The organism is Brachybacterium sp. sponge (assembly GCF_001613775.1).
Lineage (GTDB): Bacteria > Actinomycetota > Actinomycetes > Actinomycetales > Dermabacteraceae > Brachybacterium > Brachybacterium conglomeratum.
The window spans coordinates 547248-567263 of sequence record NZ_LRMP01000002.1; the positions used below are offsets into that span (position 1 = coordinate 547248).

General features: G+C 73.5%; 20 protein-coding genes and 1 pseudogene. 10 read left to right on the top strand and 11 right to left on the bottom strand.

The window, feature by feature from the left end:
• Nucleotide 1 precedes the first annotated feature (1 nt).
• The gene (locus tag A4A78_RS10500; RefSeq protein WP_062949000.1) at nt 2–1267 is read right to left on the bottom strand and encodes a cell wall metabolism sensor histidine kinase WalK; all 1266 of its coding nucleotides are present in this window, start codon (nt 1265–1267) and stop codon (nt 2–4) included.
• Nucleotides 1268–1439: 172 nt separating this feature from the next.
• Between A4A78_RS10500 and phoU the strand changes: the two genes are divergently transcribed.
• A complete protein-coding gene (phoU, locus tag A4A78_RS10505) occupies nt 1440–2120 on the top strand; it encodes a phosphate signaling complex protein PhoU (RefSeq protein ID WP_062949002.1) in 681 nt (226 codons plus the stop codon).
• A 185-nt stretch (nt 2121–2305) separates the two neighbouring features.
• Here the strand turns inward: phoU and A4A78_RS10510 are convergent, their stop codons facing one another.
• The 8 genes from A4A78_RS10510 to A4A78_RS10545 form a co-directional block, all read right to left on the bottom strand.
• On the bottom strand, nt 2306–2671 hold the full coding sequence (locus A4A78_RS10510) for a DUF4235 domain-containing protein (RefSeq protein WP_062949004.1): 366 nt from the start codon (nt 2669–2671) through the stop codon (nt 2306–2308).
• A 47-nt stretch (nt 2672–2718) separates the two neighbouring features.
• Nucleotides 2719–3762: an LCP family protein gene (locus A4A78_RS10515; RefSeq protein WP_062949006.1), complete on the bottom strand. Its 1044-nt coding sequence runs from the start codon at nt 3760–3762 to the stop codon at nt 2719–2721.
• Between the two features lie 34 nt (nt 3763–3796).
• Nucleotides 3797–4612, bottom strand: a complete 816-nt coding sequence (gene trmB / locus A4A78_RS10520) for a tRNA (guanosine(46)-N7)-methyltransferase TrmB (RefSeq protein ID WP_062949008.1) — start codon at nt 4610–4612, stop codon at nt 3797–3799.
• A 7-nt stretch (nt 4613–4619) separates the two neighbouring features.
• Complete coding sequence (locus A4A78_RS10525; RefSeq protein WP_062949010.1) at nt 4620–5045, bottom strand: ubiquinol-cytochrome c reductase iron-sulfur subunit; 426 nt, start codon at nt 5043–5045, stop codon at nt 4620–4622.
• A 138-nt stretch (nt 5046–5183) separates the two neighbouring features.
• On the bottom strand, nt 5184–5750 hold the full coding sequence (gene def, locus A4A78_RS10530) for a peptide deformylase (RefSeq protein WP_062949012.1): 567 nt from the start codon (nt 5748–5750) through the stop codon (nt 5184–5186).
• Complete coding sequence (locus A4A78_RS10535; protein ID WP_062949014.1) at nt 5747–6928, bottom strand: YihY/virulence factor BrkB family protein; 1182 nt, start codon at nt 6926–6928, stop codon at nt 5747–5749. The genes def and A4A78_RS10535 overlap by 4 nt, the downstream gene beginning before the upstream one ends.
• Before the next feature lie 148 nt (nt 6929–7076).
• Entirely contained in the window at nt 7077–9623 is a 2547-nt protein-coding gene (locus tag A4A78_RS10540; RefSeq protein ID WP_062949016.1) for a glycoside hydrolase family 65 protein, read from the bottom strand.
• Entirely contained in the window at nt 9620–10366 is a 747-nt protein-coding gene (locus tag A4A78_RS10545; RefSeq protein ID WP_062949018.1) for an HAD family phosphatase, read from the bottom strand. Before A4A78_RS10545 ends, A4A78_RS10540 begins: the two co-directional genes overlap by 4 nt.
• Nucleotides 10367–10457: 91 nt before the next feature.
• Here A4A78_RS10545 and A4A78_RS10550 point away from each other — a divergent pair, with 91 nt between their 5' ends.
• The gene (locus tag A4A78_RS10550) at nt 10458–11129 is read left to right on the top strand and encodes an SRPBCC domain-containing protein (RefSeq protein WP_062949020.1); all 672 of its coding nucleotides are present in this window, start codon (nt 10458–10460) and stop codon (nt 11127–11129) included.
• A gap of 70 nt (nt 11130–11199) precedes the next feature.
• Nucleotides 11200–12513 (top strand): MFS transporter, encoded by a 1314-nt coding sequence (locus tag A4A78_RS10555; RefSeq protein ID WP_231881014.1) that lies wholly within the window; start codon nt 11200–11202, stop codon nt 12511–12513.
• Nucleotides 12514–12565: 52 nt separating this feature from the next.
• Here the strand turns inward: A4A78_RS10555 and A4A78_RS10560 are convergent, their stop codons facing one another.
• Nucleotides 12566–13102 (bottom strand): CarD family transcriptional regulator, encoded by a 537-nt coding sequence (locus A4A78_RS10560; RefSeq protein ID WP_062949024.1) that lies wholly within the window; start codon nt 13100–13102, stop codon nt 12566–12568.
• Nucleotides 13103–13481: 379 nt separating this feature from the next.
• Between A4A78_RS10560 and A4A78_RS10565 the strand changes: the two genes are divergently transcribed.
• Genes A4A78_RS10565 through A4A78_RS10575 form a run of 3 tightly spaced genes read left to right on the top strand, consistent with a single transcriptional unit; the run spans nt 13482 to nt 16400 of the window.
• Nucleotides 13482–14159, top strand: a complete 678-nt coding sequence (locus A4A78_RS10565; RefSeq protein ID WP_062949026.1) for an ABC transporter ATP-binding protein — start codon at nt 13482–13484, stop codon at nt 14157–14159.
• Nucleotides 14156–15688, top strand: coding sequence for a hypothetical protein (locus A4A78_RS10570; RefSeq protein WP_062949028.1), 1533 nt, complete (start codon nt 14156–14158; stop codon nt 15686–15688). The genes A4A78_RS10565 and A4A78_RS10570 overlap by 4 nt, the downstream gene beginning before the upstream one ends.
• A gap of 13 nt (nt 15689–15701) precedes the next feature.
• Nucleotides 15702–16400 (top strand): bifunctional 2-polyprenyl-6-hydroxyphenol methylase/3-demethylubiquinol 3-O-methyltransferase UbiG, encoded by a 699-nt coding sequence (locus A4A78_RS10575; RefSeq protein ID WP_062949030.1) that lies wholly within the window; start codon nt 15702–15704, stop codon nt 16398–16400.
• Nucleotides 16401–16511: 111 nt separating this feature from the next.
• Here A4A78_RS10575 and A4A78_RS10580 read toward each other — a convergent pair whose 3' ends face one another.
• Nucleotides 16512–17720: a PLP-dependent aminotransferase family protein gene (locus tag A4A78_RS10580; protein ID WP_062949032.1), complete on the bottom strand. Its 1209-nt coding sequence runs from the start codon at nt 17718–17720 to the stop codon at nt 16512–16514.
• A 284-nt stretch (nt 17721–18004) separates the two neighbouring features.
• On the opposite strand from A4A78_RS10580, the pseudogene A4A78_RS18270 reads away from it, so the two are divergent.
• The 4 genes and pseudogenes from A4A78_RS18270 to A4A78_RS10595 form a co-directional block, all read left to right on the top strand.
• Nucleotides 18005–18313: pseudogene (locus A4A78_RS18270) on the top strand (methyltransferase domain-containing protein); the annotation flags it as partial.
• 276 nt (nt 18314–18589) lie between these two features.
• Nucleotides 18590–19054: a helix-turn-helix transcriptional regulator gene (locus tag A4A78_RS17530; protein WP_369816762.1), complete on the top strand. Its 465-nt coding sequence runs from the start codon at nt 18590–18592 to the stop codon at nt 19052–19054.
• Nucleotides 19055–19064: 10 nt separating this feature from the next.
• Nucleotides 19065–19496, top strand: a complete 432-nt coding sequence (locus tag A4A78_RS10590) for a VOC family protein (RefSeq protein ID WP_062949034.1) — start codon at nt 19065–19067, stop codon at nt 19494–19496.
• Between the two features lie 31 nt (nt 19497–19527).
• Nucleotides 19528–19983 (top strand): DUF1801 domain-containing protein, encoded by a 456-nt coding sequence (locus A4A78_RS10595; RefSeq protein WP_062949036.1) that lies wholly within the window; start codon nt 19528–19530, stop codon nt 19981–19983.
• Nucleotides 19984–20016 lie beyond the last annotated feature (33 nt).

Genomic DNA, 20016 nt, shown 5'->3' on the forward strand with positions numbered 1-20016 from the left:
CTCAACTTCCCTTTCCAGAGGGTCGGTCGGAGGGGCGGGGGCGCTCGTCGTCGGGAGGGTCGGTCGAGGCGGTCGCGCGCGGGTTCGCGGAGACCTCGAGCGTGCGGGAGCCGACGGTGATCGTCTCGGTGCGGCCCATCTCCGGCAGTCTGAGCGTGAAGGTCGATCCCTGGCCCTTCATCGACCAGGCGGTCACCTCGCCGCCGTGGTCGGTCGCGATGTGCTTGACGATCGCGAGGCCCAGGCCGGAGCCGCCGGTGGTGCGCGAGCGGGCCCGGTCCACGCGGAAGAACCGCTCGAAGACCCGCTCGAGGTGGTCCTTCGCGATGCCGATGCCCTGGTCCTTCACGGACACCTCGACCATGCCGCCGTCGCGCCGCACCGAGATCCCGACCCGGGTGCGCGGGTCGGAGTAGGTGATCGCGTTGGAGATCAGGTTGGACAGCGCCGTGGTCAGCATCGAGGAGGAGCCGAAGACGCGCAGCCCGCTGCTGCCGCCGACGGCGACCTCGATGTTCGAGCCGAGCGCGAAGTTGCGGTTCAGCGCCACCGCCTCCTCGACCACTTCGTCGATCTCGACCGGCTCGGCGTCGGTGAGGGCGGAGCCGCCCTGCACGCGCGAGAGCTCGATGATCTCCTGCACCAGGTGGGAGAGGCGGCGGGTCTCCGTCTGCATCCGCTCGGCGAAGCGGCGCACCGCGTCGGGGTCCTCCGCGGCGTCCTCCATCGTCTCGGCGAGCAGCGTGATCGCGCCGACGGGGGTCTTCAGCTCGTGGGACACGTTCGCGACGAAGTCGCGCCGCGTCTCCTCCACCCGCACCGCGCGCGTGAGGTCGTCGGCCAGCAGCAGCACCCCGTGCTCGCCGAGCGCCCCGATCCGCACGTCGATCACCGCGTCGGTGTCGCCCTGGGCGGAGCGTCGCACCGTCAGTCGCTCGTCGCGGAACCCGCCGTTGCGGCCGACGTCCGACGCCAGCTCCATCAGCTGCGTGCTCGCCAGGCGCGGGTAGTCCCCCTCGGCGGCGCGCACGATCCCGTAGGAGTACGCCATGGGGGAGGCGCGCAGGACGTCGCCGACGGAGTCCAGCACCACATAGGCGGAGGAGAGGATCGCGAGCACCTCCGCGGCGGCCTCGGGGACCACCTCGTCCCGCGCCGCCGGCTGCTCGGCGCGGCGGCTCTCGGAGCGGCGCAGCGCCGACGTGGCAACGACTCCGATCACGAGTCCGATCGCCGCGGCGAGCAGGAGCAGGGCAGACTGGGGCACCAGGACAGCCTAGGCCCCGTGCGCTCCGCGCTCCCGCCACCTGTCGCAGGGCGGGACGAACGAGGGGAGGAGTTCACGGGGACTACGCTTCGAGTTCACCCAACGGCGATGCACGTTCATCCGGCATTGCGAGGATCGGGGAGAATTCCCCATCAGACAGAGGAGCGAGAACATGCGCGAGGCCTATCAGAGCGATCTGCGGCACATCGTCGACGACCTGCTGGACATGGCCGAGCTGGTGAGCACGGCCCTGGCAGACGCGACCAGGGCCCTTCTCGAGGGCGACCTGGCCCTCGCCGAGCGGGTCATCACCGCCGACCCTCACATCGACGACCGTCACCTCGAGCTCGACGCGAAGGCCGTGGAGCTCCTCGCCCGACAGGCCCCGGTCGCCACGGACCTGCGCCTCCTGGTCGCCACACTGCGCATGAGCTCCTCCCTCGAGCGCATGGGCGACCTCGCCGCGCACATCGCGCTGATCGCGCGCCGCACGCACCCGGAGGCTGCGGTCCCCGAGCAGTTCCGCGAGAAGATCGCACGGATGTCCGAGGTGGGCCTGGAGTCCCTCAAGGGCGCCTCCGAGGTGATCGCCAACCGCGACCTGGCCCTGGCCGCCGCGGTCGAGAAGGGCGACGACGAGCTGGACGAGCTCATGCTCCAGGTCTCCCGCGAGATCTCCTCGGCCGCGCCCGGCACCTTCACCGCCGGCCAGGTCATCGACATGACGCTGCTGATCCGCTTCTACGAGCGGATGGGCGATCACGCGGTCTCCCTCGTGCGCCGCGTCGGGTTCCTCGTCACCGGCGACGCGATGGACACCCTCTCCGAGGGCGTCGACGTCCCGGAGTTCTGAGCCGGGTCCCGGAGATCCGGGCAGGCCGTCCGCGGGCCCGACGGGTCCGCGGACGGCCGAGCATGACGGAGTGCGCGCACCACGGAGCCCGAGCTCGACGGAGTCCGAGCACGACGAAGGGGCGCCCTGCAGAGTCTGCGGGGCGCCCCTTCGGCGTCAGGCCGACAGGCCGTCGTCCGCTCGGGTCAGCCGCGGTTCGGGCGGGGCCGCCTGGTGGTCAGCCGCTCCGCGCCCTTCTTAGCCCCGCGTCGGGCCGCCGTCCGCAGGCCCTGCAGCAGCACGCCGGAGACCAGCGTCCACAGCATCAGCTTCCAGACCGGCTGGTCGTCGTCGGGATCCCTGATCGCCTGGATCTCCGCCTTCGAGGCGCCGTCCTTCTTCGCCTGCTTGCGCCGTGCGGCGACGTCCTTCTTGGCGGCCTTCTGGGACTTGGTGGTCGGGGCGTCCTCGCCGAACACGACCCCCCAGCCGGTCTCGGCCGCCTTCTTGCCCACGGAGGCGGCGATGATCCCCGCGACGGGGACGATGATGCTCACGAGCGGATTGGCCACGGTTTCCTCCAGGCGTCGGGTTCGCGGGTTCTCTCCTGCGAAGGGGCTCAGTAGGCCCCGGCGTACTGAGCGTAATAGGTTCCCATGTCGTCCGTGCGCAGTGCCTCGCGCAGCACGTCCATCGCCTCCTCGTCGGTCGCCACCACGCTCGCGCCGCCGCTGGTCGTGGTGGGGCCGCCATGGGGGACGGAGAGGAAGTAGAGGTCGCCCCCGCGGATCGAGCGGAGCGACAGCCCGAGCTTCGTCATCTCGCCGGCGGTGAGGCCCTCGTCGGTGGTCAGGTACGGGGAGACCTCCTCGATCGTGTCGGCGAGCTTGCGCGGATCGGTGAGGGTGTCGGCGCTGATGAGCTTGTCGGCGATGCCCTTGAGGACCGCCTGCTGGTTGCGGTTGCGCTGGAAGTCACCGTCGGCGAACTGCTTGCGCTGGCGCACGAAGACCAGCGCCTCGTGGCCGTCCATCGACTGCGTGCCGGCGGTGTACTCGATGCCGTCCGCCTCGAAGTCCATCGGGACCTGCACGTCGACGCCGCCGAGCGTGTCCACGAGCCCCTCGATGCCCTCGAAGTCGATCAGGGCCACATGGTCGATCGGCACCCCGGTGTAGTCCTCCACCGTCGTCACCGCCAGGGAGGGGCCGCCGAAGGCGAGGGCCGCGTTGATGCGGTCCTTGCCGTGGCCGGGGATGTCGACGTAGAGGTCGCGGGGGAAGGAGGTGATGTACACGCTCTCGCCGTCGTCGGCGATGTGGACGAGCATCATCACGTCAGAGCGCTGGCCGGTGACGCCCTCCGCGGCCGCGGCCTCCTCGGAGCGCTTGTCCGAGCCGAGCAGGAGGATGTTCTGACCGGTGCCCTCCTCCGCCTCGGGGCGCTCACCCTCGGCGCGGGTGATGTCCACGACGGAGCGCTTCTCGTAGGAGTTCCGCAGCCCGTTGAGATAGCTGCCGACCACGATGCCGACGCCGATCACCAGCACGGCCACGAGGCCGAACGCGATGAGCGCCGCGCGGCGGCCTCGTCGGCGCTCCGTGCCGGCGTCCGAGTCGTCGTCCCAGTCGGCGGGCAGCTCGACGTCGTCGTTGCGGTTCATGGATCGGTCCCCTCGTCCGGTGCCGCCGGGGCGGTCACAGCCTGCGGTAGGCGAGATCCCATATTAGGCGTCCGGCCTGCATCCCCTTGGCCTCGAAGCTGGTCTTCACACGACCTCCGTACCGCGGCGCCCAGCCGGTGGTCGCCATCCCCTCGGGGACGGAGTCGGAGCTGACCCCCTCGGGGCGCGGGCCGTCCGGATGCACGAGCTCCAGCTCCGGCCTCGTATCGAGCTGCCGGCGCATGTGGTGGGCGTACTGCGCCCAGTCGGTGGCCAGGCGCAGCTGCCCGCCGGGGGCGAGCAGCGGCAGCACCGCATCGAGGAAGGACGGGTTGATCAGCCGCCGCTTGTGGTGCCTGGCCTTCGGCCACGGATCGGCGAAGTACACCCACAGCTCCGAGATCGAGGCCTCGGGCAGCATCGCGGGAAGCGCCCTCTGGGCGTCCAGGGGCAGCAGTCGCAGGTTCCGGGGGTGCTCCGCCTTCTCGACGCGGCTGAGCGTCTGGGCGAGTCCGGGGAGGTACACCTCGACGCCCAGGTGGTCGCGCTCGGGATGCGCGGTCGCGGCCGCGACGATGTTCTCGCCCAGGCCGCTGCCGACCTCGACGACCAGCTCCGCGCGGCGGCCGAAGACCTCCTCGAGGTCCAGCCGGGCCCCGTCGGCCGGGAGCGTGTCGCGCTCGCCGCGCGGCGGGTCCAGCACGTACTCGGGGGACAGCCGGTCCCAGGAGTCGCGGCGCGAGGGCGTCAGCCGTTCGCCGCGGCGCACGAAGGAGACGACGTCGCGGCGGGTGGTGCCGGCATCGCGGCGGGCGGGATGCAGGGGCGGAGGAGTGGTGGGCGGGGTCACGGCTGCCTCAGGACGCGCGACGGATCTGATCGCCCTCGACGACGATCTCCACGCTCGGCAGGTGACGGGTCGCGGGGCCGACCAGCACCTCGCCGCTGGTCGCGTCGAAGCGCGAGCCGTGGCAGGGGCAGTCCAGCTCGGTCTCCTCCTGGCGGAGGGCGCAGCCGTTGTGGGTGCAGTAGCCGGAGTACGCGGAGACGTCCTCCCCGGTCCCGCGGACCAGGAGCACGAAGGGCTGCTGGCCGCCGAAGTTCACCAGCGTCGAGGCGTTCTCGGGCACGTCCGCCAGCGGGATCGAGCCCTCCTCCGCGCGCAGCGGCTCGGCCGTGCCGAAGCCCTGGTCCTCCGGGGCGCAGGCCGCGAGGCCTCCCAGACCGGCCGCGGAGGCGGGCAGCAGGAAGGCGTGGCGGCGGGAGAGGCAGGGACGTTCCATGCCGCCAGGATAGTCAGGGTCGCTGGGCGTCGGGGCGCGGCGGGGAGCGGGTGTGACCGCCGCGACCGCCTCGTGATCGTCCCGCGATCCCCCGGGGGCGCGCCGGGTCACGTGCAGGGTCGCCGCCGCGCCCGCGGCTCACACCTCCGCGGCCTCCATCTCGCTCGGGTCCCAGGTGAGGATGCCGCCCGCGCGCCAGCCCCGGTCGCGCACCGCGTCCAGCGCCTCCCGCTTCCTCGCCGGGGTGAGCCGGTCGAGGTAGAGGGACCCCTCGAGATGGTCGACCTCGTGCTGGAGCGCGCGGGCGAGCACCCCGCCCTCGTCCTCCAGCACGACCTCGGCCCCGTCGAGATCCGTGCCCGTCACCCGGGCGCCGCGGTGCCGTGCGGTGGGGAACCCCTCGCCCGGCACGGAGAGGCATCCCTCGAGGGTCTCCTCGTCCAGGGCGATCCCGCCGAAGCGCTCGAGGACCGGGTTGAGCACCACCCCGCGTCGCAGCGTGTCGCTCACGTCGGGGCAGGAGTACACGAACAGCCGCCAGCGGGAGCCCACCTGCGGTGCGGCCAGGCCGACGCCGCCTGCCGCGTCCATCGTCTCGAACATGTCCGCGACGAGCGTGCGCAGCTCGTCGGTGACCTCTCGGACGCGGCGGGTGCGCTGCGAGAGCGCGCGATGGCCGGCGATGGTGATCGGGCGGACGGTCATGCGGGGGAGCCTCCTTGGCTCGGCGGGTCGGCGGAGCGCTCCGTGTCGGTGCTCTCCTCGGGGAGGGGGTCGCTGGTGACCCGGTGACGGCGCGGCGGGTTCACCGCGAGAAGGCTGGTCGACTCGACGATCCAGGCGCCCCGCTCCCGGCGCAGGGGCTCCCCGCTGCGGACGGACTCGGCGACCGCGCGGCCCAGCTCCTCCGCCTCGTCGGCGTCACGGGCGAGGAAGTCCAGGGTATGGGTCGCATGCGGCGCGAGCTCGAGCTTGTGCCAGGCCTCCAGGCCGGTGGCGAGCTGGCGGGCGCGCAGGAACTCGGCGTCCAGCGCCGCGCCGGTGATCACCACGATGTTCGCGATCCACATCAGCAGCAGGATCGCGATCAGGCCGTTGAGGGCGGTGAGGACCTCCGCGAAGCGGGTCGCGTAGACGAGCAGCTGCCCGGCCACCAGCGCGGTCCCGAACAGGGTGAGCACGCTGAGGGTCGAGCCCAGCGTCATCAGCCGGTAGCGCGGCAGTCGCACGTTGGGGAACAGGTAGTAGGCCAGCGACACCCCGATGATCAGGATGACCAGCAGGACCGGCCACTTCACGATGTTCCAGGCGTGGAAGGCGAACAGCGGGATCCCGATGAACTCACCGATGCGCTGGCTCGCCTCGCCGCCCAGGATGATCATGCCGATCGCGAGCAGCACCACCGCGGTGATGAGCGCCGTCTCGCCGAACACGATCGTGCGGAACCACAAGAAGGGCCGCCCCTCGCGGGTGTCGTAGACCCTGTGCAGCGCGCGGTGGAAGGCGGCGACGCCGTTGGACGCGGAGACCAGCGAGCCGAGCGTGCCCAGCAGCAGGCCCAGCAGGCCGCCGCCGGTGCTGGAGACGGCCTGGATCGCCCCGAGATAGGGACGCGGATCCAGGGTCGGGAAGATCTCGGTGATCAGCCCGGAGAGCGCGGAGAGCGTCTCCGACTCGATCCCGATCAGCGACATCATCGACACGACGGCCACCGCGCCGGGGAACAGCGACAGCAGCAGGTAGAAGGTCATCGTCCCGGCCACGTCCCACACCTGGATGTCCAGCAGCCGCATCCGCACCCGGTTCAGGACGTGCAGGATGCTCAGCCGGGGTCGGGCGAGCTCGACCTGCGGCCGTGGCCGACGCGGACGGGAGGTGGTCACCGTGGAGCTGCTCCGGAGGGGTGTCGGGTCCCGGACCGGGAGGTCGGGACGGCGGGATGGGGGCCGTGCGGGCGCTGTGGAGCCTAGTCCACCGCACCGCAGGGCCCCGCCCTCGTGGACGCGCCGGTCAGCCTCCGTCGATGAACTCTCAGCCCTCGTCGACGATGTCGTCGGGGTCGGAGGCGACCGGGTACTCCCACGGGTCCTCGGGATCGCCCGGCACGAAGGAGGTCATGATCGAGCCGTCCGCGCGGGCATCGCCCAGGCCGACGGGCCTGGACAGCACCGCATCGTCCAGCAGCGGGCCCTGGTCCGCGAGCGGGACGGAGACGCCGTCGGCGGTCACCCGCACGATCTCGCCGCGCACGGAGATCTCGATCTCCTCGCCGGTCTCGAGCGTGAAGGAGATCTCCTCGCGCACCAGGCGCACCCGGAAGCGGGAGCCGCGCACCGTCAGGGGGAAGGAGAGTTCGGGCCACTGCGCCGGCAGCCGCGGGTCGAAGCTGATCCGGCCCTCGTCGTGGCGCATCCCGCCGAAGCCGTGCACGAGCGCGTTCCACACCCCGCCCGCCGAGGCGATGTGCACTCCGTCGGAGGTGTTGCCGTGGAGGTTCCCGAGGTCCACGAAGAGCCCGGCCCGGAAGTAGTCCAGCGCCGCCTCCTGATGGCCCACCTCGGCGGCCATGATCGACTGGACCACGGCGGAGAGCGAGGAGTCCCCGGTGGTGATCGGGTCGTAGTACTCGAAGTCGGCGCGCTTCTCCTCCGCGGTGAACTCGCTGCCGCGCAGGAACTGGGCCAGCACCACATCGGCCTGCTTGAGCACCTGGAAGCGGTAGATCACCAGCGGGTGGAAGTTCAGCAGCAGCGGGAACGCCTCCTCCGGAGTGTTCGCCACGTCCCAGATCTCCCGCTCCAGGAAGCGGTCCTCCTGGAGGTGGATGCCGAGGGAGTCGTCCTTCGCCACGAACATGCCGTCCGCGCAGGCCACCCACTGGTCCAGCTCCATCTCGTCCAGCTCGAGCTCGACGCGCAGCGCCTCGTAGGCTGCCTCGTCGGCCGCGCGCAGGTCCCGCACGGCGTGGGCCGCGCGGCGCAGGTTGTAGCGCGCCATCACGTTCGTGAACAGGTTGTTGTTCACGACCGTCGTGTACTCGTCCGGACCGGTCACGCCGTTGATGTGGAAGCTCGAGACGCCCGCGGCGGTGACCCGCCAGAACCCGAGGTCCGCCCACATCCGGGCGGTCTCCACCAGCACCTGCACCCCGTCGCGGCGCTCGAAGTCGACGTCGCCGGTCACATCCGCGTACTGGCAGAAGGCGTAGGAGACGTCCGCGTCGATGTGGTACTGCGCGGTGCCGGCCGCGTAGTAGGCGGAGGCCTCGTCGCCGTTGATCGTGCGCCAGGGGAACAGGGCCCCGCGCTGGTTCAGCTCCCGTGCCCGCTCGCGCGCCTTGGGCAGCATGGTCGTGCGGAAGCGCAGCGCGTTGCGGGCCCAGCGCGGCTGGGTGAAGGTGAGGAAGGGGACGACGTAGATCTCGCTGTCCCAGAAGTAGTGGCCCTCGTAGCCCGAGCCGGTCACGCCCTTGGCGGGGATGCCCCACTGGTCGGAGCGGGCCGTGGCCTGGGCGAGCTGGAACAGGCACCAGCGCGTCGCCTGCTGCGCCTCGGGCTGGCCCGGCAGCTGCACGTCCGAGCTCTGCCAGAAGTCCGCGAGGTACTCCCGCTGCGCCGCGAGATGCGCCTCGAAGCCGTCACGACGCACCCGGTCCAGGGTGCGGCGGCAGCGGTCGAAGAGCTCGCGATGGGGCACCGAGCGCGAGGAGTGGTAGGCCACCGACTTGCGCACCGTCAGCACCGAGCCCTCCTCGAGATGGGCACGGGTGACCTGTCGGCCGAAGTCGGCCGAGGTGTCCATGAGGTGCTCGGTCTCGGCGTCGGACTCGATCACGTGGTCCGCGCCGACGGCGAGGGTCATGCCCGAGCGCGCCACCCGGTAGCCCAGCAGCATCCGCCGCTCGCTGTGCCAGTCCTGCATCGGCTCGAGCACCCGGTGGGTGAAGGCGGTGGTCTGGCGCGGATCGGCCTTGTCGGTGACGGGGCCGCCGTCCACGCCCTTGCCGAAGTCGTCGCGGTAGTCCTGCCGGTTCACGATCTGGGAGGAGATCGCGATCGGGGCGGAGCCCTCCAGCATCTCCACCCGCATCGTCATCAGCGCGAGGTGGCGCTGGGAGAAGGAGATCATCCGCGCGGTGGAGACCTTCACGCGCTTCCCGGCGGGCGTGCGCCAGATCAGCTCGCGCCGCAGCACGCCCTCGCGGAAGTCGATCCAGCGCTCGTACTCCTCGAGGTCCGCGATCGACAGCAGCAGCGGCTCGTCGTCCACGTACAGCTTGAGCGTGGAGGAGTCCGGCACCGAGATCATCGTCTGCCCGGTGCGGGCGAAGCCGAAGGCGGACTCGGCGTGGTTGATGTCCCAGGTCTCGTGGAAGCCGTTGAGGAAGGTGCCGTGGCTGTGGGCGTCCCGGCCCTCCTCGGGCGTGCCGCGCATGCCGAGATAGCCGTTCGCGGTCGCGAACAGAGTCTCCATCAGGCCCAGGTCCCCGTCCGGCCGTGACTCGACCAGGCGCCATTCGTCGACCGGCAGGCGGGTGCGGTCCACGGGGTCCTCGGGCAGCGAGCGCAGACGGGTCATGCCAGCTCCTCCAGATCGGCGACGACGAGGGTAGCTCCGGCGGCGGTCAGCTCCTCGCGCCCCGCTCCGCGGTCCACGCCGACGACGGCGCCGAAGCGCCCTGCGGCGCCGGCGGCGACGCCGGAGACGGCGTCCTCGTAGACCACCGCGTCGGCGGGCTCGACGCCCAGCAGCGCGGCGGCGCGGAGGAAGGTGTCCGGGGCGGGCTTGCCCGGCAGGCCCTCGCGGGCGGCGACGTTCCCGTCGACCACGTGCTCGAAGCGCTCCCGGAGCCCGGCCGAGCGCAGCACCTCCTCCGCGTTGCGGGAGGAGGAGACGATCGCCAGGCGCGCTCCCTGGCCCAGCGAGTCCAGATAGGCGACGGTGCCCGGATAGGGCGCCACGCCGTCGCGGCGCAGCAGCTCGAGCACGAGCTCGTTCTTGCGGTTGCCGAGGCCGCGCACGGTCTCCTCCCCGGCGCTCTGCTCGCCGGGGTCGGAGTCCTCGCCCTCGGGCAGCTCGAGGCCGCGGGAGGCGAGGACCGCACGGACGCCGTCGTAGCGGGGGCGGCCGTCGACGTGCTCGAAGTAGTCCGCCTCCGTGTACGGCGCCTCGACGCCGCGGGAGGAGAGGAACTCCTCGAACATCGTCGCCCAGGCGCGCATGTGCACCTCGGCCGTCGGGGTCACGACCCCGTCGAGATCGAAGAGATGAGCCGTGAGATCTGCTGGTCGGAAGGTTCGCGCTGAAGTCACATCGGCAATGCTACGGGCCTCGGCTGTGGGCTACGCTTCGGGGGTCCGTGCCCGCGCCCGTGCGCCGGCCCGGAACGGCTCGAGACCTTCCGAGGAGACGATGACTGCCACCGAGTCGCTGCCCGCCCTGGAGGCGGTGCGGCGCGAGCTCGAGATCGACGAGCAGGCCCCTGGCGGCCACCCGCAGGTGCGGGCGATGCTCACCCTCACCACCAACCTGGACCTGGCCCCGGCGCAGCTGTGGCCCCTGCTGACCCGCCCCGAGGAGCTCGCGGCCTGGTACGGCACCGTCCGGGGCGAGCTGCACGAGGGCGGGCGCTTCACCGCGCCGCGCGGCGCGAGCGGGACCGTGCTCGAGGTCGAGGAGCCCCACCGCCTCTCCCTGCTGTGGGAGCAGATCGGGGAGGAGGACCCGCTCCAGATCCGGCTGGACCCGGAGGACGACGGCACGACGCTGCTGCGGCTGCGCCACACCGTCCTCGTGCCCCGCGAGCGCTTCGACCGGGGCGGCCCCGGCGAGGTGGCGCTCGGCTGGGAGCTCGCGCTGCTCGCGCTCGTCGCGCACACCGACGGCTGGCGCCACGGCTGCCTCGCCGAGGCGCCCGTCCCCACCCGCGAGTGGATGCGGGGCGAGGAGGGGCGTCGCTACCTGCGCGCCTGGTCCGTGCGCTGGGCCGCCGAGGCGGTCGCGGCCGGGGTGGACGAGGGCGTCGCACGACGCGTCGAGGCGGAGGCGCTCCGCTCCCGCCTGGCCTCCCCGCAGGAGGCCTGAGCAGGCGGGACGGCGTCCGCTCCCCGGGAGGTCTTTGCCCCGGCTCACGACCCGGTGGCACACTCGGGCGGTGACCACCCCTGCCCCCGGCCCCGCCTCGAGGGACGGGCGCTCACCCGCGACGGTGCTGCGCGGGCTGGTCCCCTCGGTCTACGCGCCGAGCCTGCTGGAGTTCGTGGGCCTGGCCGCGCTGATGCCGGTGATCCCCCTGCTGGCGCGCGACCTCGGCTTCAGCGTCCCGCAGGCCGCGGCGCTGTCGACCATCTTCGGCCTCACCTCCTTCCTCGGCCCGATCCCCGCCGGACGCCTCATCTCCCGGATCGGGGCGCGCGCGGCGCTGGTGATCACGGGATGCCTGCTGATGGCCTCGAACCTCCTGGCCTTCGTGCTGATCGCGCCCGCGCTCGGCGGCGGGGGCGACCTCCTGCACCGGACCGCCCTGGTGGTCCTGCTGCTGGTGATGGCCGCGAGCACCCAGGTGTGGCAGCTGGGACGGCAGGCGTATCTCGGCACCGCCCTGCCCGCGACGATGCGGGCGCGGGGCATGACCCTCTTCGGCGGGGTGATCCGGGTGGGGGAGGTCATCGGGCCGCTGCTCGGCGCGGTCGTGATGGCGGCCGGGTCGATGGCCTGGGTGTTCCTGCTGTTCGCGGTCACCGCCGCGGCCGGCACCGTGATGGTGGCCGTGTTCCTCCCGCCGGGGGAGGCGCGGGCCGACGGCGCGCAGGGCCGACGGGGCCGAGCCCCGCGCACCACGGCCCGCGTCGCGCTGGACCGGGCGGTGCTGCGGCGGATGGTGGCCGTCGGCGTCGGGATCGCGCCGGTGATGATGGCGCGGGTGAACCGGCCCGTGATCGTCCCGCTGCTGGGCGATGCGCTGGGCCTGGACCCGGTGTGGATCTCGGTGGTCTTCGGGATCTCCGCGGCGCTCGAGATCCTGCTGGTGATCCCGGCGGGGACGCTCATGGACAGGTGCGGCCGCGCCGCGGTCGCGGTGCCCTGCGCGCTCGTGATGGGAGCGGGATTCCTCCTGCTGGCGCTGCTCGGCACCGTCTGGGCGGGCGGGAGCGGCACCGCCGCCGTGCTCGCGCTGCTCCTGCCCAGCCTGCTGATCGGACTCGGCAACGGACTCGGCTCCGGGATCGTGATGACCCTCGGGATCGACGTCTCCCCGGTCCACGGGCGCACCCGCTATCTCTCCTGGTGGAACACGATGCTCGGTGCCGGACGACTCTCCGCCCCGCTGTTGGTCACCGCGATCACCCTGCTCGCCCCCGTCGCCGTCGCGGGCGCCGCCACCGGGGCGCTCTGCGTCGCGGGCGGACTGTGGCTCTCACGCACGCTGCCCCGCGTCACGCCCTCCGGGGGGACCCGGGGGCGCTGACACGGGGCAGCGGGGCGGTGCGGCGGCTCGGGGAGCGCGCCGGGAGCGGCGGTCAGGCCGCGGCGTCGACGAGGGCGGCCTCGGCGGTGCTCTGCAGCAGCTCCGCGGCCGACTCGCGGGTCACGGAGCGGGCGATCGCAATCTCCGACGCCAGCGGGTCGATGGCCTGCTTGAGCAGGTTCCGCTCGGCAAGGGAGGACGGGGTGCCGCCGGAGTCGCGCACGATCGAGCGGATGACCTCGATGCGGTCGGTGAGACGGCCGGACTGGAGCTGCATCTGCAGGGACTTGATGCGGTGGGCCCAGGACGCCTTCTTCGCCGGGGGCTCGATGGGCTCGCCGAGCTGGGTGATCAGCTCGTCGATCTCCTTCGTCCCGAGCACGGGGCGCAGACCGACGACGTCCTTGCCGTCGGCGGGCACGGAGATCTGCATCTCGTCGCCGATGACCTCCAGGTCCACGTACTCGCGCTGCTCGCCCCTGACGGTGCGGGTCAGGGTCGAGACGATGCGCACCGGACCGTGGACGGGGTGCGTGAGCACCTTGCCGACCTTCGACGCGGTGGAGTCGGACGCAGTGGCAACGGACAAGGGGGTTCCTCCTCGGTGGACCTGTGCGCCGGCGGTACCGCGGCCCTGGTGGGGTCGAGGCGGCCGTCCGCGACCTCCGACCGGCCCTGTGGGGCCGGTTCTCGAGGGGAACGGGGGCGGCTCGAGCCCCGCTCGACCTGCAGGAACAGGGTGGCGAGGCCTACGACAGCGCCTCACCATGGTCTCACGGATCTGACAATTAATCCAGGCCCTGACGTTTCCGCGTGGGTCACATCCGTGCCGGGCCGCTCCGATCGGACGGCTGTGACCGCACGGCCGCTGCCGTGCGGCTCCGTTCAGGACGCTCCTGCCCGGAGGTGCGACGGAGTGCCGACGATCGTCGGGGGCGGGCGGCGGGACGATGCGGTGGAATGGGGCCATGCCGGTCCCTCCCTCGACGACCCCGCCGCCCTCGATCCCGCCGGAGGTCGTGGCCTTCGAGGGGGTCGGCGTGCTGCGGGAGGAGAGCGTGCTGCTGCTGGAGGCGAGCGGCCGCGTCGACGCGGGCGAGGTCCTGGCCGTCACCGGCCCCAACGGCAGCGGCAAGACGACCCTGCTGAAGGTCCTCGCCGGCCTCCTCGCACCGACGGCCGGACGGGTGCGCGTGGCGGGCAGGCGCCCCGACGACCGCGACCGCGTCTTCCGCGAGGCGCTCGCGGCGCTCATCGGACCGGCACAGACCGCACGGGACCTCACCGTCCTCGAGCACCTCCAGTTCGTGGGCGCGACCTGGGGGAGCGACGCCTCGGCCGCCCGTGCGCGGGGCCGAGAGCTCCTCGAGGAGCTGCGGATCCTCCCGCTCGCGGACCGCTTCCCCCACGAGCTCTCCAGCGGCCAGTCCCAGCTCGTCTCCCTCGCGCTCGCCCTCGCCCGCCCCAGCGCCGTGCTGGTCCTGGACGAGCCCGAGCAGCGCCTGGACCCCGACCGGCTCGATCTGGTGATCGACGCGCTGCGCGCCAGGGCCCGGGCCGGGACCGCGATCGTGCTCGCGAGCCACAGCCCGCGCCTGGTCGAGCAGCTCGCCGACGGCCGGCTCGCGCTCGAGGAGCCGTGGTGAGCGCCTCCCTCGGCCCCGTCCGCGAGGTGTGGGCGCAGCGGTCCCGCGCCCGCACCCGCGGCGACCTGCTCTATCTGCTCTACGTCGTCGCGATGGGAGCCGTCGTGCTCGGGCTGCCGGTGCTGCTGTCGGCGGGCCGGGCGCTGGCACGAGGGGACGTGCTCGCCCTCCTGCTGAGCGCCGGGGCGCCGTCCACGGCGCTCGCGCTGTCCCTCGCGGTCGCTGCGGGCCTCGTCGGCCTCGGCGGGGTGCGGGGCCCCGCCCTGCTCCCGCCCTTCTTCACCGCGACCCTGGCCGGCGGACCGCTCCCACGCGGCCGGGTGCTGCGACGCCCCTTCGCACGGGCGCTGCTGCTGCCGCTACTCGCCGCCGCGCTGCCCGCCGTGCTCGTGGCCGCGACGCTGATGGCGGCAGACCGGACGGGGCCGGGCACGTCGGCGCTCCTGGCGCTCGCCGGGGTCGGGCTGGGTCTGCTGTGGGGAGTCGCCTGGTCCGCGGGACAGCTGCTGCGGCCGGCGCCCCGGCGCCTCCTGGTCCTCCTGGTCGGGCTCGGAGCGGCGGTCGCGGCCGCGCCCCCACTGATGGCCGTCCGGGAGCTCGCCCGCGGCATGTGGTCCCAGAGCGTCGCGCCGTCGGACGGACAGGTCGCGGCCTGGGCGGTGGGCCTCGTGGCGGCGGGAGCGGCCGGCGTCGCGCTGTGCACGGCCCTGCTCGGTCGGCTGCGGGGGACCGAGCTGGCCGCGCAGGCGGCGCGCTGGGAGGCCGCGACCACCAGTGCTACGGCGACGGACCTCGCCGGGGCGGCCGGCGCCTTCCGCGCCCTGCCCGCGGCGGGCCGTCGTCTGCGGGCGATCGGCGGGGGCCCGACGGTGCTGCTGTACGCGCGACGGGACGCGGTCGCCTGGCTGCGCACGCCCGACCGGTGCGCGGGCGGCGCGCTCGCGGTGCTGCTCGGCGCCGCCGTCTTGGGCACGGCGCCGCTGCTGCCGGGGCCGGCGGCCTGGACGGCGCTGCTGCTGGGCGCCCTCGCGCTGCGGACCGGGTCGGGAGCCTTCGTCGACGGGATCCGTCACGGGGTGCACACCCTCGGCGCCCCGCCCCTGCTCGGTCAGCGCGCGGGGACGCAGCTGCTGCTCCACTCCGCCGCGCCCGGGCTGCTGCTGGTGACGCTCGGCGCGCTCGGCGGGACGCTCGCAGCGGTCGTCGTCGGCGGCGGTGGGGCAGCGAGCGATTCCGTGCTGCTGCCCGTCGCCGTGGCCGCCACGGTCCTCGCCGCACAGGCCTGGGAGGCGGCGAAGGGCACCATGCCGCTCGCGCTCGCCACCCCGATCCCGACCCCTCAGGGGGACCTGTCGGTGCTGGTCATGCTGGCCTGGCAGGCCGACGCGGTCGTCGTGCCGCTGCTGGGCGCCGCGGCGCTGCTGCTCGTGCTCCCCGCCGGAGCCGGGGCCGTGCTCCTCGCCGCGGCCGCGCTCGTCGGCCTGCTCGTGCTGCTGACCCGACGACGCCTGCGGGAGCTGCAGGCATGAGAGGAGGCGAGAGGTGGACATCCGCACGACGCCGAACCCCGTGATCCGCTGGGCGGAACGGGTTATGCACCGCCTGAACGCGCGCCATCCCTGGGACCACAACGCCCACTTCCACCGCTGGATCCTGCGCTCGCTCCCGCCGGGGGCGGCGCGGGTCCTCGACGTCGGCTGCGGACGCGGCGACCTCGTGCGCGCCCTCGCCGGGCGCGTCGCGCAGGTCGACGGCATCGACCCCGACCCCGAGATGGCGCTCGTCGCCGCCGAGCGGTGCCGTGACCTCGACGGAGTCACGATCCGGCGCCGCGAATTCGAGGCGCATGCCGGGACGCTGCGAGCCGAGGGGACGGGAGGGCACTACGACGCGCTGACCATGATCGCCTCTCTCCATCACATGGAGCTCGACCCGGCCCTCACCCGGGCCCGCGACCTGCTGCGTCCCGGCGGGCGGCTGCTCGTGGTCACCCTCACCGTTCCCCGCACGCGGCTCGGACTGCTGTGGGACATCGGCAATGTGCTGTCGAACCCGCTGATCGGGTTCGTGAAGCATCCGCGCCCCGTGCGGGATCCCGTCCCGGGGCCGAGGATCCCGGTCCGGGACCCGGCCTGGTCGCACGAGGAGCTCCGCGAGCGGGCCCGTGAGATCCTCCCCGGCGCGGTGCTGCACCGGCGCGAGGGCTTCCGCTCGACGCTGCGGTGGCAGAAGCCGATCTGACGCCTCTGCCCTGTCGCCGCGCCCGACGTGCCGGCGCACGGTGCGGCGCGACACCGCGCGTCGGAGGACGGGCCGTCGGGCGTCGGCCCAGGTGCCGGCCCGGGCGCCGGCTCAGGCGCGGTGCGCGGCGATGACTTCGCCGAGGCGGGCGACGGCGTCCTCGATCACGGCGGGGGAGTGGGTGACGAAGCTGAGCCGCATCGTGGAGCGGTCCGCATGGTCGGCGTAGAAGGACCAGCCGGGCAGATAGGCGACCCCGGCCTCGACGGCGTCGGCGAGCATCTCCTGCGCGTCGTAGCCCTCGCCGAGCGCGGCCCACAGGAACATCCCGCCCTCGGGACGGGTCACGTGCGCTCCGTCCGGCAGCACCGGGGCGATCGCCGCGGACATCGCGTCGCGCCGCTCGCGGTAGACGGCGCTGACCCGCGCGACGTGGGCGTCGAGGTCCACGGTCTCGAGATAGCGGGCGACCATCAGCTGGTCCACCACGGAGGACTGCATCGAGATCGCGGCCTTCGCCACGGCGAGGGTGTCCAGCACCGGGCCCTCCGCGCGCATCCAGCCGATGCGCACGCCGGGGCTCATCAGCTTGCTCATCGAGTTCAGCAGGATCGTCCGCTCGCCCATGCCGGGCAGCGCCGCGATCGGCGCCCAGGTGCTGCCGGTGAAGCTCAGGGCGCCGTAGGGATCGTCCTCGATCAGCGGCACGTCCGTGCGCTGCAGCACCTCGGCGACCGCCTGGCGTCGCTCGAGCGGCATCGTGCGCCCGGTCGGGTTCTGGAACGTGGGGATCAGGTACACCATCCGCGGGTGGTGGGTGCGGATCGCCTCCTCGAGCGCCTCGGGGATCACGCCGTCGTCGTCGGTGTCCACCCCGATCATCCGCGCGCCGTGCACCGAGAAGGCCTGGACCGCGGCGAGATAGGTCGGTGACTCCACCAGCACCACGTCACCCGGCTCGAGCAGGGCCTGGGCGACGACGAACAGCCCCTCCTGGGAGCCGGACGTGACGCGGATCTGCGAGGTGTCGGTGGGGAGGTCGCGCGAGACGCGGCGCGCGGCCTGCTCGCGCAGCTCGAGCTCGCCCTCGCTGACCCCGTACTGCAGCGCGCGATGACCCTGCTCGGAGAGCACCCAGTCGTAGCAGGCGGTGACCTCCTCGAGCGCGAACAGCTCCGGATCCGGGATGCCGCCGGCGAAGGAGACCACGTCCTCGCGGGCGGCGAGGGCGAAGATGTCCTTGAGCGGGGAGGACTCCATCCCCGCGTAGCGCGCGGCGACGGGGAAGCGGAACGGTGCGGAGCTCGGGGGCGCGGTCATCGCCCCATCGTGTCACGCAGGCTGCACGGGAGCGGGCAGCGCCGCCGTGAGATCCGCCCTTCGCCTCCCTGGCCCCGCCGGGCCGCGGCGAGGACACTGGGGGGATGGATCCGGGCGGTCAGGGCACGACGGCGACGCGGCTGCGCAGCGCGGGCAGCGTCTTCGCCGAGGAGGAGGCCGAGGTGCTGCGCGCGGCCGCCCGCGACGGCGCCGAGCTCGAGGCGATGACCCGTCGGCGCGAGGCGGGGGAGTTCCTCGAGCACGTGGTGGGGCGGGTCGAGGTGATGGGGGAGCAGCTCGCGGTCGCGCCCGGGGTGTTCGTGCCGCGTCGGCGCACGGCCCTGCTGATCGCCGAGGCGGTGCGGGAGGCCCGCGCCCGGCGCGCGCCGCGGGTGCTCGAGATGTGCGCGGGCGCCGCGCCCGTCGCCGCGCTCGTGGCCCGGCGCGTGCCCGGCGCGCGCGTCCACGCCGCCGACGTCGACGCCGCGGCGCTCGCCGCGGCCCGGGAGAATCTTCCGCCGGGCGCCGGCCTCCACCACGGCGACGGCTGGGCGCCGCTCCCTCCGGGCGAGCGGTTCGACGTGATCGCCGCGGTCCCGCCCTACGTCCCGCGGGAGAGTCTCGCCCTGATGCCCCGGGAGGCGCGCGAGCACGAGCCGAGGGCCGCACTGCTGGGCGGGGAGGACGGGCTCGACCACGTGCGCACGCTGCTCGCCGGGGCCGCCGACCACCTCGCCCCCGGCGGCGTGCTGCTCCTCGAGCTGCATCGCGGACAGTGCCGCGCCGCGGCCGCGGCCGCCCGCGCCACCGGGCGGCTCGGGGCGGTGTACCAGGTGCGCGGCGAGGACGGCAGCACCGCCGTGCTCCGCGTGCGGGCGCTGCCCGACGGCCCCGCCCCCTCCACCGCGCCGCGGGAGACGCCCTCCGACCTCGTGCTGCTGCGACGGGTCCGCGACCGGATGGACCGCGAGCACGACCGCCCGCTGGACGTCGAGGCTCTCGCCGCCGGGGTGCATCTCTCCGCCGGTCACCTCAGCCGCCGATTCCGGGAAGAGTTCGGGGAGTCGCCCTACTCCTATCTCATGACCCGCCGCATCGAACGGGCGATGACGCTGCTGCGCAGCACCGACCGCAGCGTTACCGACATCTGCCTGGACGTCGGCTTCAGCTCGCTCGGCACGTTCAGCACCCGCTTCAAGGAGCTGGTGGGCGTGCCGCCGAGCACCTACCGCAGCGAGGGCGCCGAGGTGCTCGAGGGGATGCCGCCCTGCATCGCCCGCCGGGTCTCCAGACCGGTCAGGAATCGAGAAGCGCCCGGCACCTCCGCGTCATAGCGTTCTGCCCATGACCACAACGCCCAGGCCCGCCCTCGCCATCCACTCCAGCTTCCTGCCCCACACCGACCCCGAGGCCTCCCTCGCCTTCTACCGCGACGTGCTCGGCTTCGAGGTGCGCCTCGACGTCGGCGGCGGCCCGATGCGCTGGATCACCGTGGGCCCGGCCGACCAGCCCGACACCGCCTTCGTGCTCCACCCCCTGCTGGAGGGCAACGGGATCACCGCGGAGGAGCACGCCGCGCTGCGCTCCGTGATCGCCAAGGGCGCCTACTTCGGCGCGAACCTCGCCGCGACCGACCTCGACGCGACCTACGCCGCGCTCGAGGCCGCCGGGGCCGAGATCGTCCAGGAGCCCGTCGACCAGGACTACGGGATCCGCGACTGCGCCGTGCGCGACCCCGCCGGGAACCTCATCCGCATCCAGCAGACCGCCGACTGAACGACCCGAGCCCGACCCCAGGAGGACCAGCATGAGCAGAGACGCCGACGACACCCCCGGCACCTTCAGCGCCGCCGAGAAGGAGGCGATGCGCGCCCGCGCCGAGGAGATCCGCGCCGAGAAGGCCCAGGGCCGCGGGGCGAAGAAGCGCGAGACCGACCGCACGAAGCTCGAGGAGCTGATCGGCGGGCTGCCCGATGGCGACCGCCGCGACGCGCAGCGCGTCCACGAGATCGTCTCCCTCGTCGCCCCGCAGCTCGATCCCCGCACCTGGTACGGCATGCCCGCCTGGGCCCTCGACGGCGAGGTGCTGTGCTTCTTCACCCCGTCCTCGAAGTTCGACGAGCGCTACTCCAGCTTCGGCTTCAACGCCGCCGCCCGCCTCGACGAAGGCAGCATGTGGCCGACGGCCTTCGCGGTCGCGGAGGTGGACGACGCCGCCGCCGAGCGGATCGCACAGCTCGTCACGCGCGCCCTCGGCGACTGATCGGCGGCGCCTCGCGCACGGGGCCCGGCACGA

Excerpts from the sequence above, each read along its gene's own strand:
- phoU (WP_062949002.1), top strand. The coding sequence starts at position 1,440 with ATGCGCGAGGCCTATCAGAGCGATCTGCGGCACATCGTCGACGACCTG.
- A4A78_RS10515 (WP_062949006.1), bottom strand. The coding sequence starts at position 3,762 with ATGAACCGCAACGACGACGTCGAGCTGCCCGCCGACTGGGACGACGAC.
- A4A78_RS10525 (WP_062949010.1), bottom strand. The coding sequence starts at position 5,045 with ATGGAACGTCCCTGCCTCTCCCGCCGCCACGCCTTCCTGCTGCCCGCC.
- def (WP_062949012.1), bottom strand. The coding sequence starts at position 5,750 with ATGACCGTCCGCCCGATCACCATCGCCGGCCATCGCGCGCTCTCGCAG.
- A4A78_RS10540 (WP_062949016.1), bottom strand. The coding sequence starts at position 9,623 with ATGACCCGTCTGCGCTCGCTGCCCGAGGACCCCGTGGACCGCACCCGC.
- A4A78_RS10550 (WP_062949020.1), top strand. The coding sequence starts at position 10,458 with ATGACTGCCACCGAGTCGCTGCCCGCCCTGGAGGCGGTGCGGCGCGAG.
- A4A78_RS10565 (WP_062949026.1), top strand. The coding sequence starts at position 13,482 with ATGCCGGTCCCTCCCTCGACGACCCCGCCGCCCTCGATCCCGCCGGAG.
- A4A78_RS10580 (WP_062949032.1), bottom strand. The coding sequence starts at position 17,720 with ATGACCGCGCCCCCGAGCTCCGCACCGTTCCGCTTCCCCGTCGCCGCG.
- A4A78_RS10590 (WP_062949034.1), top strand. The coding sequence starts at position 19,065 with ATGACCACAACGCCCAGGCCCGCCCTCGCCATCCACTCCAGCTTCCTG.
- A4A78_RS10595 (WP_062949036.1), top strand. The coding sequence starts at position 19,528 with ATGAGCAGAGACGCCGACGACACCCCCGGCACCTTCAGCGCCGCCGAG.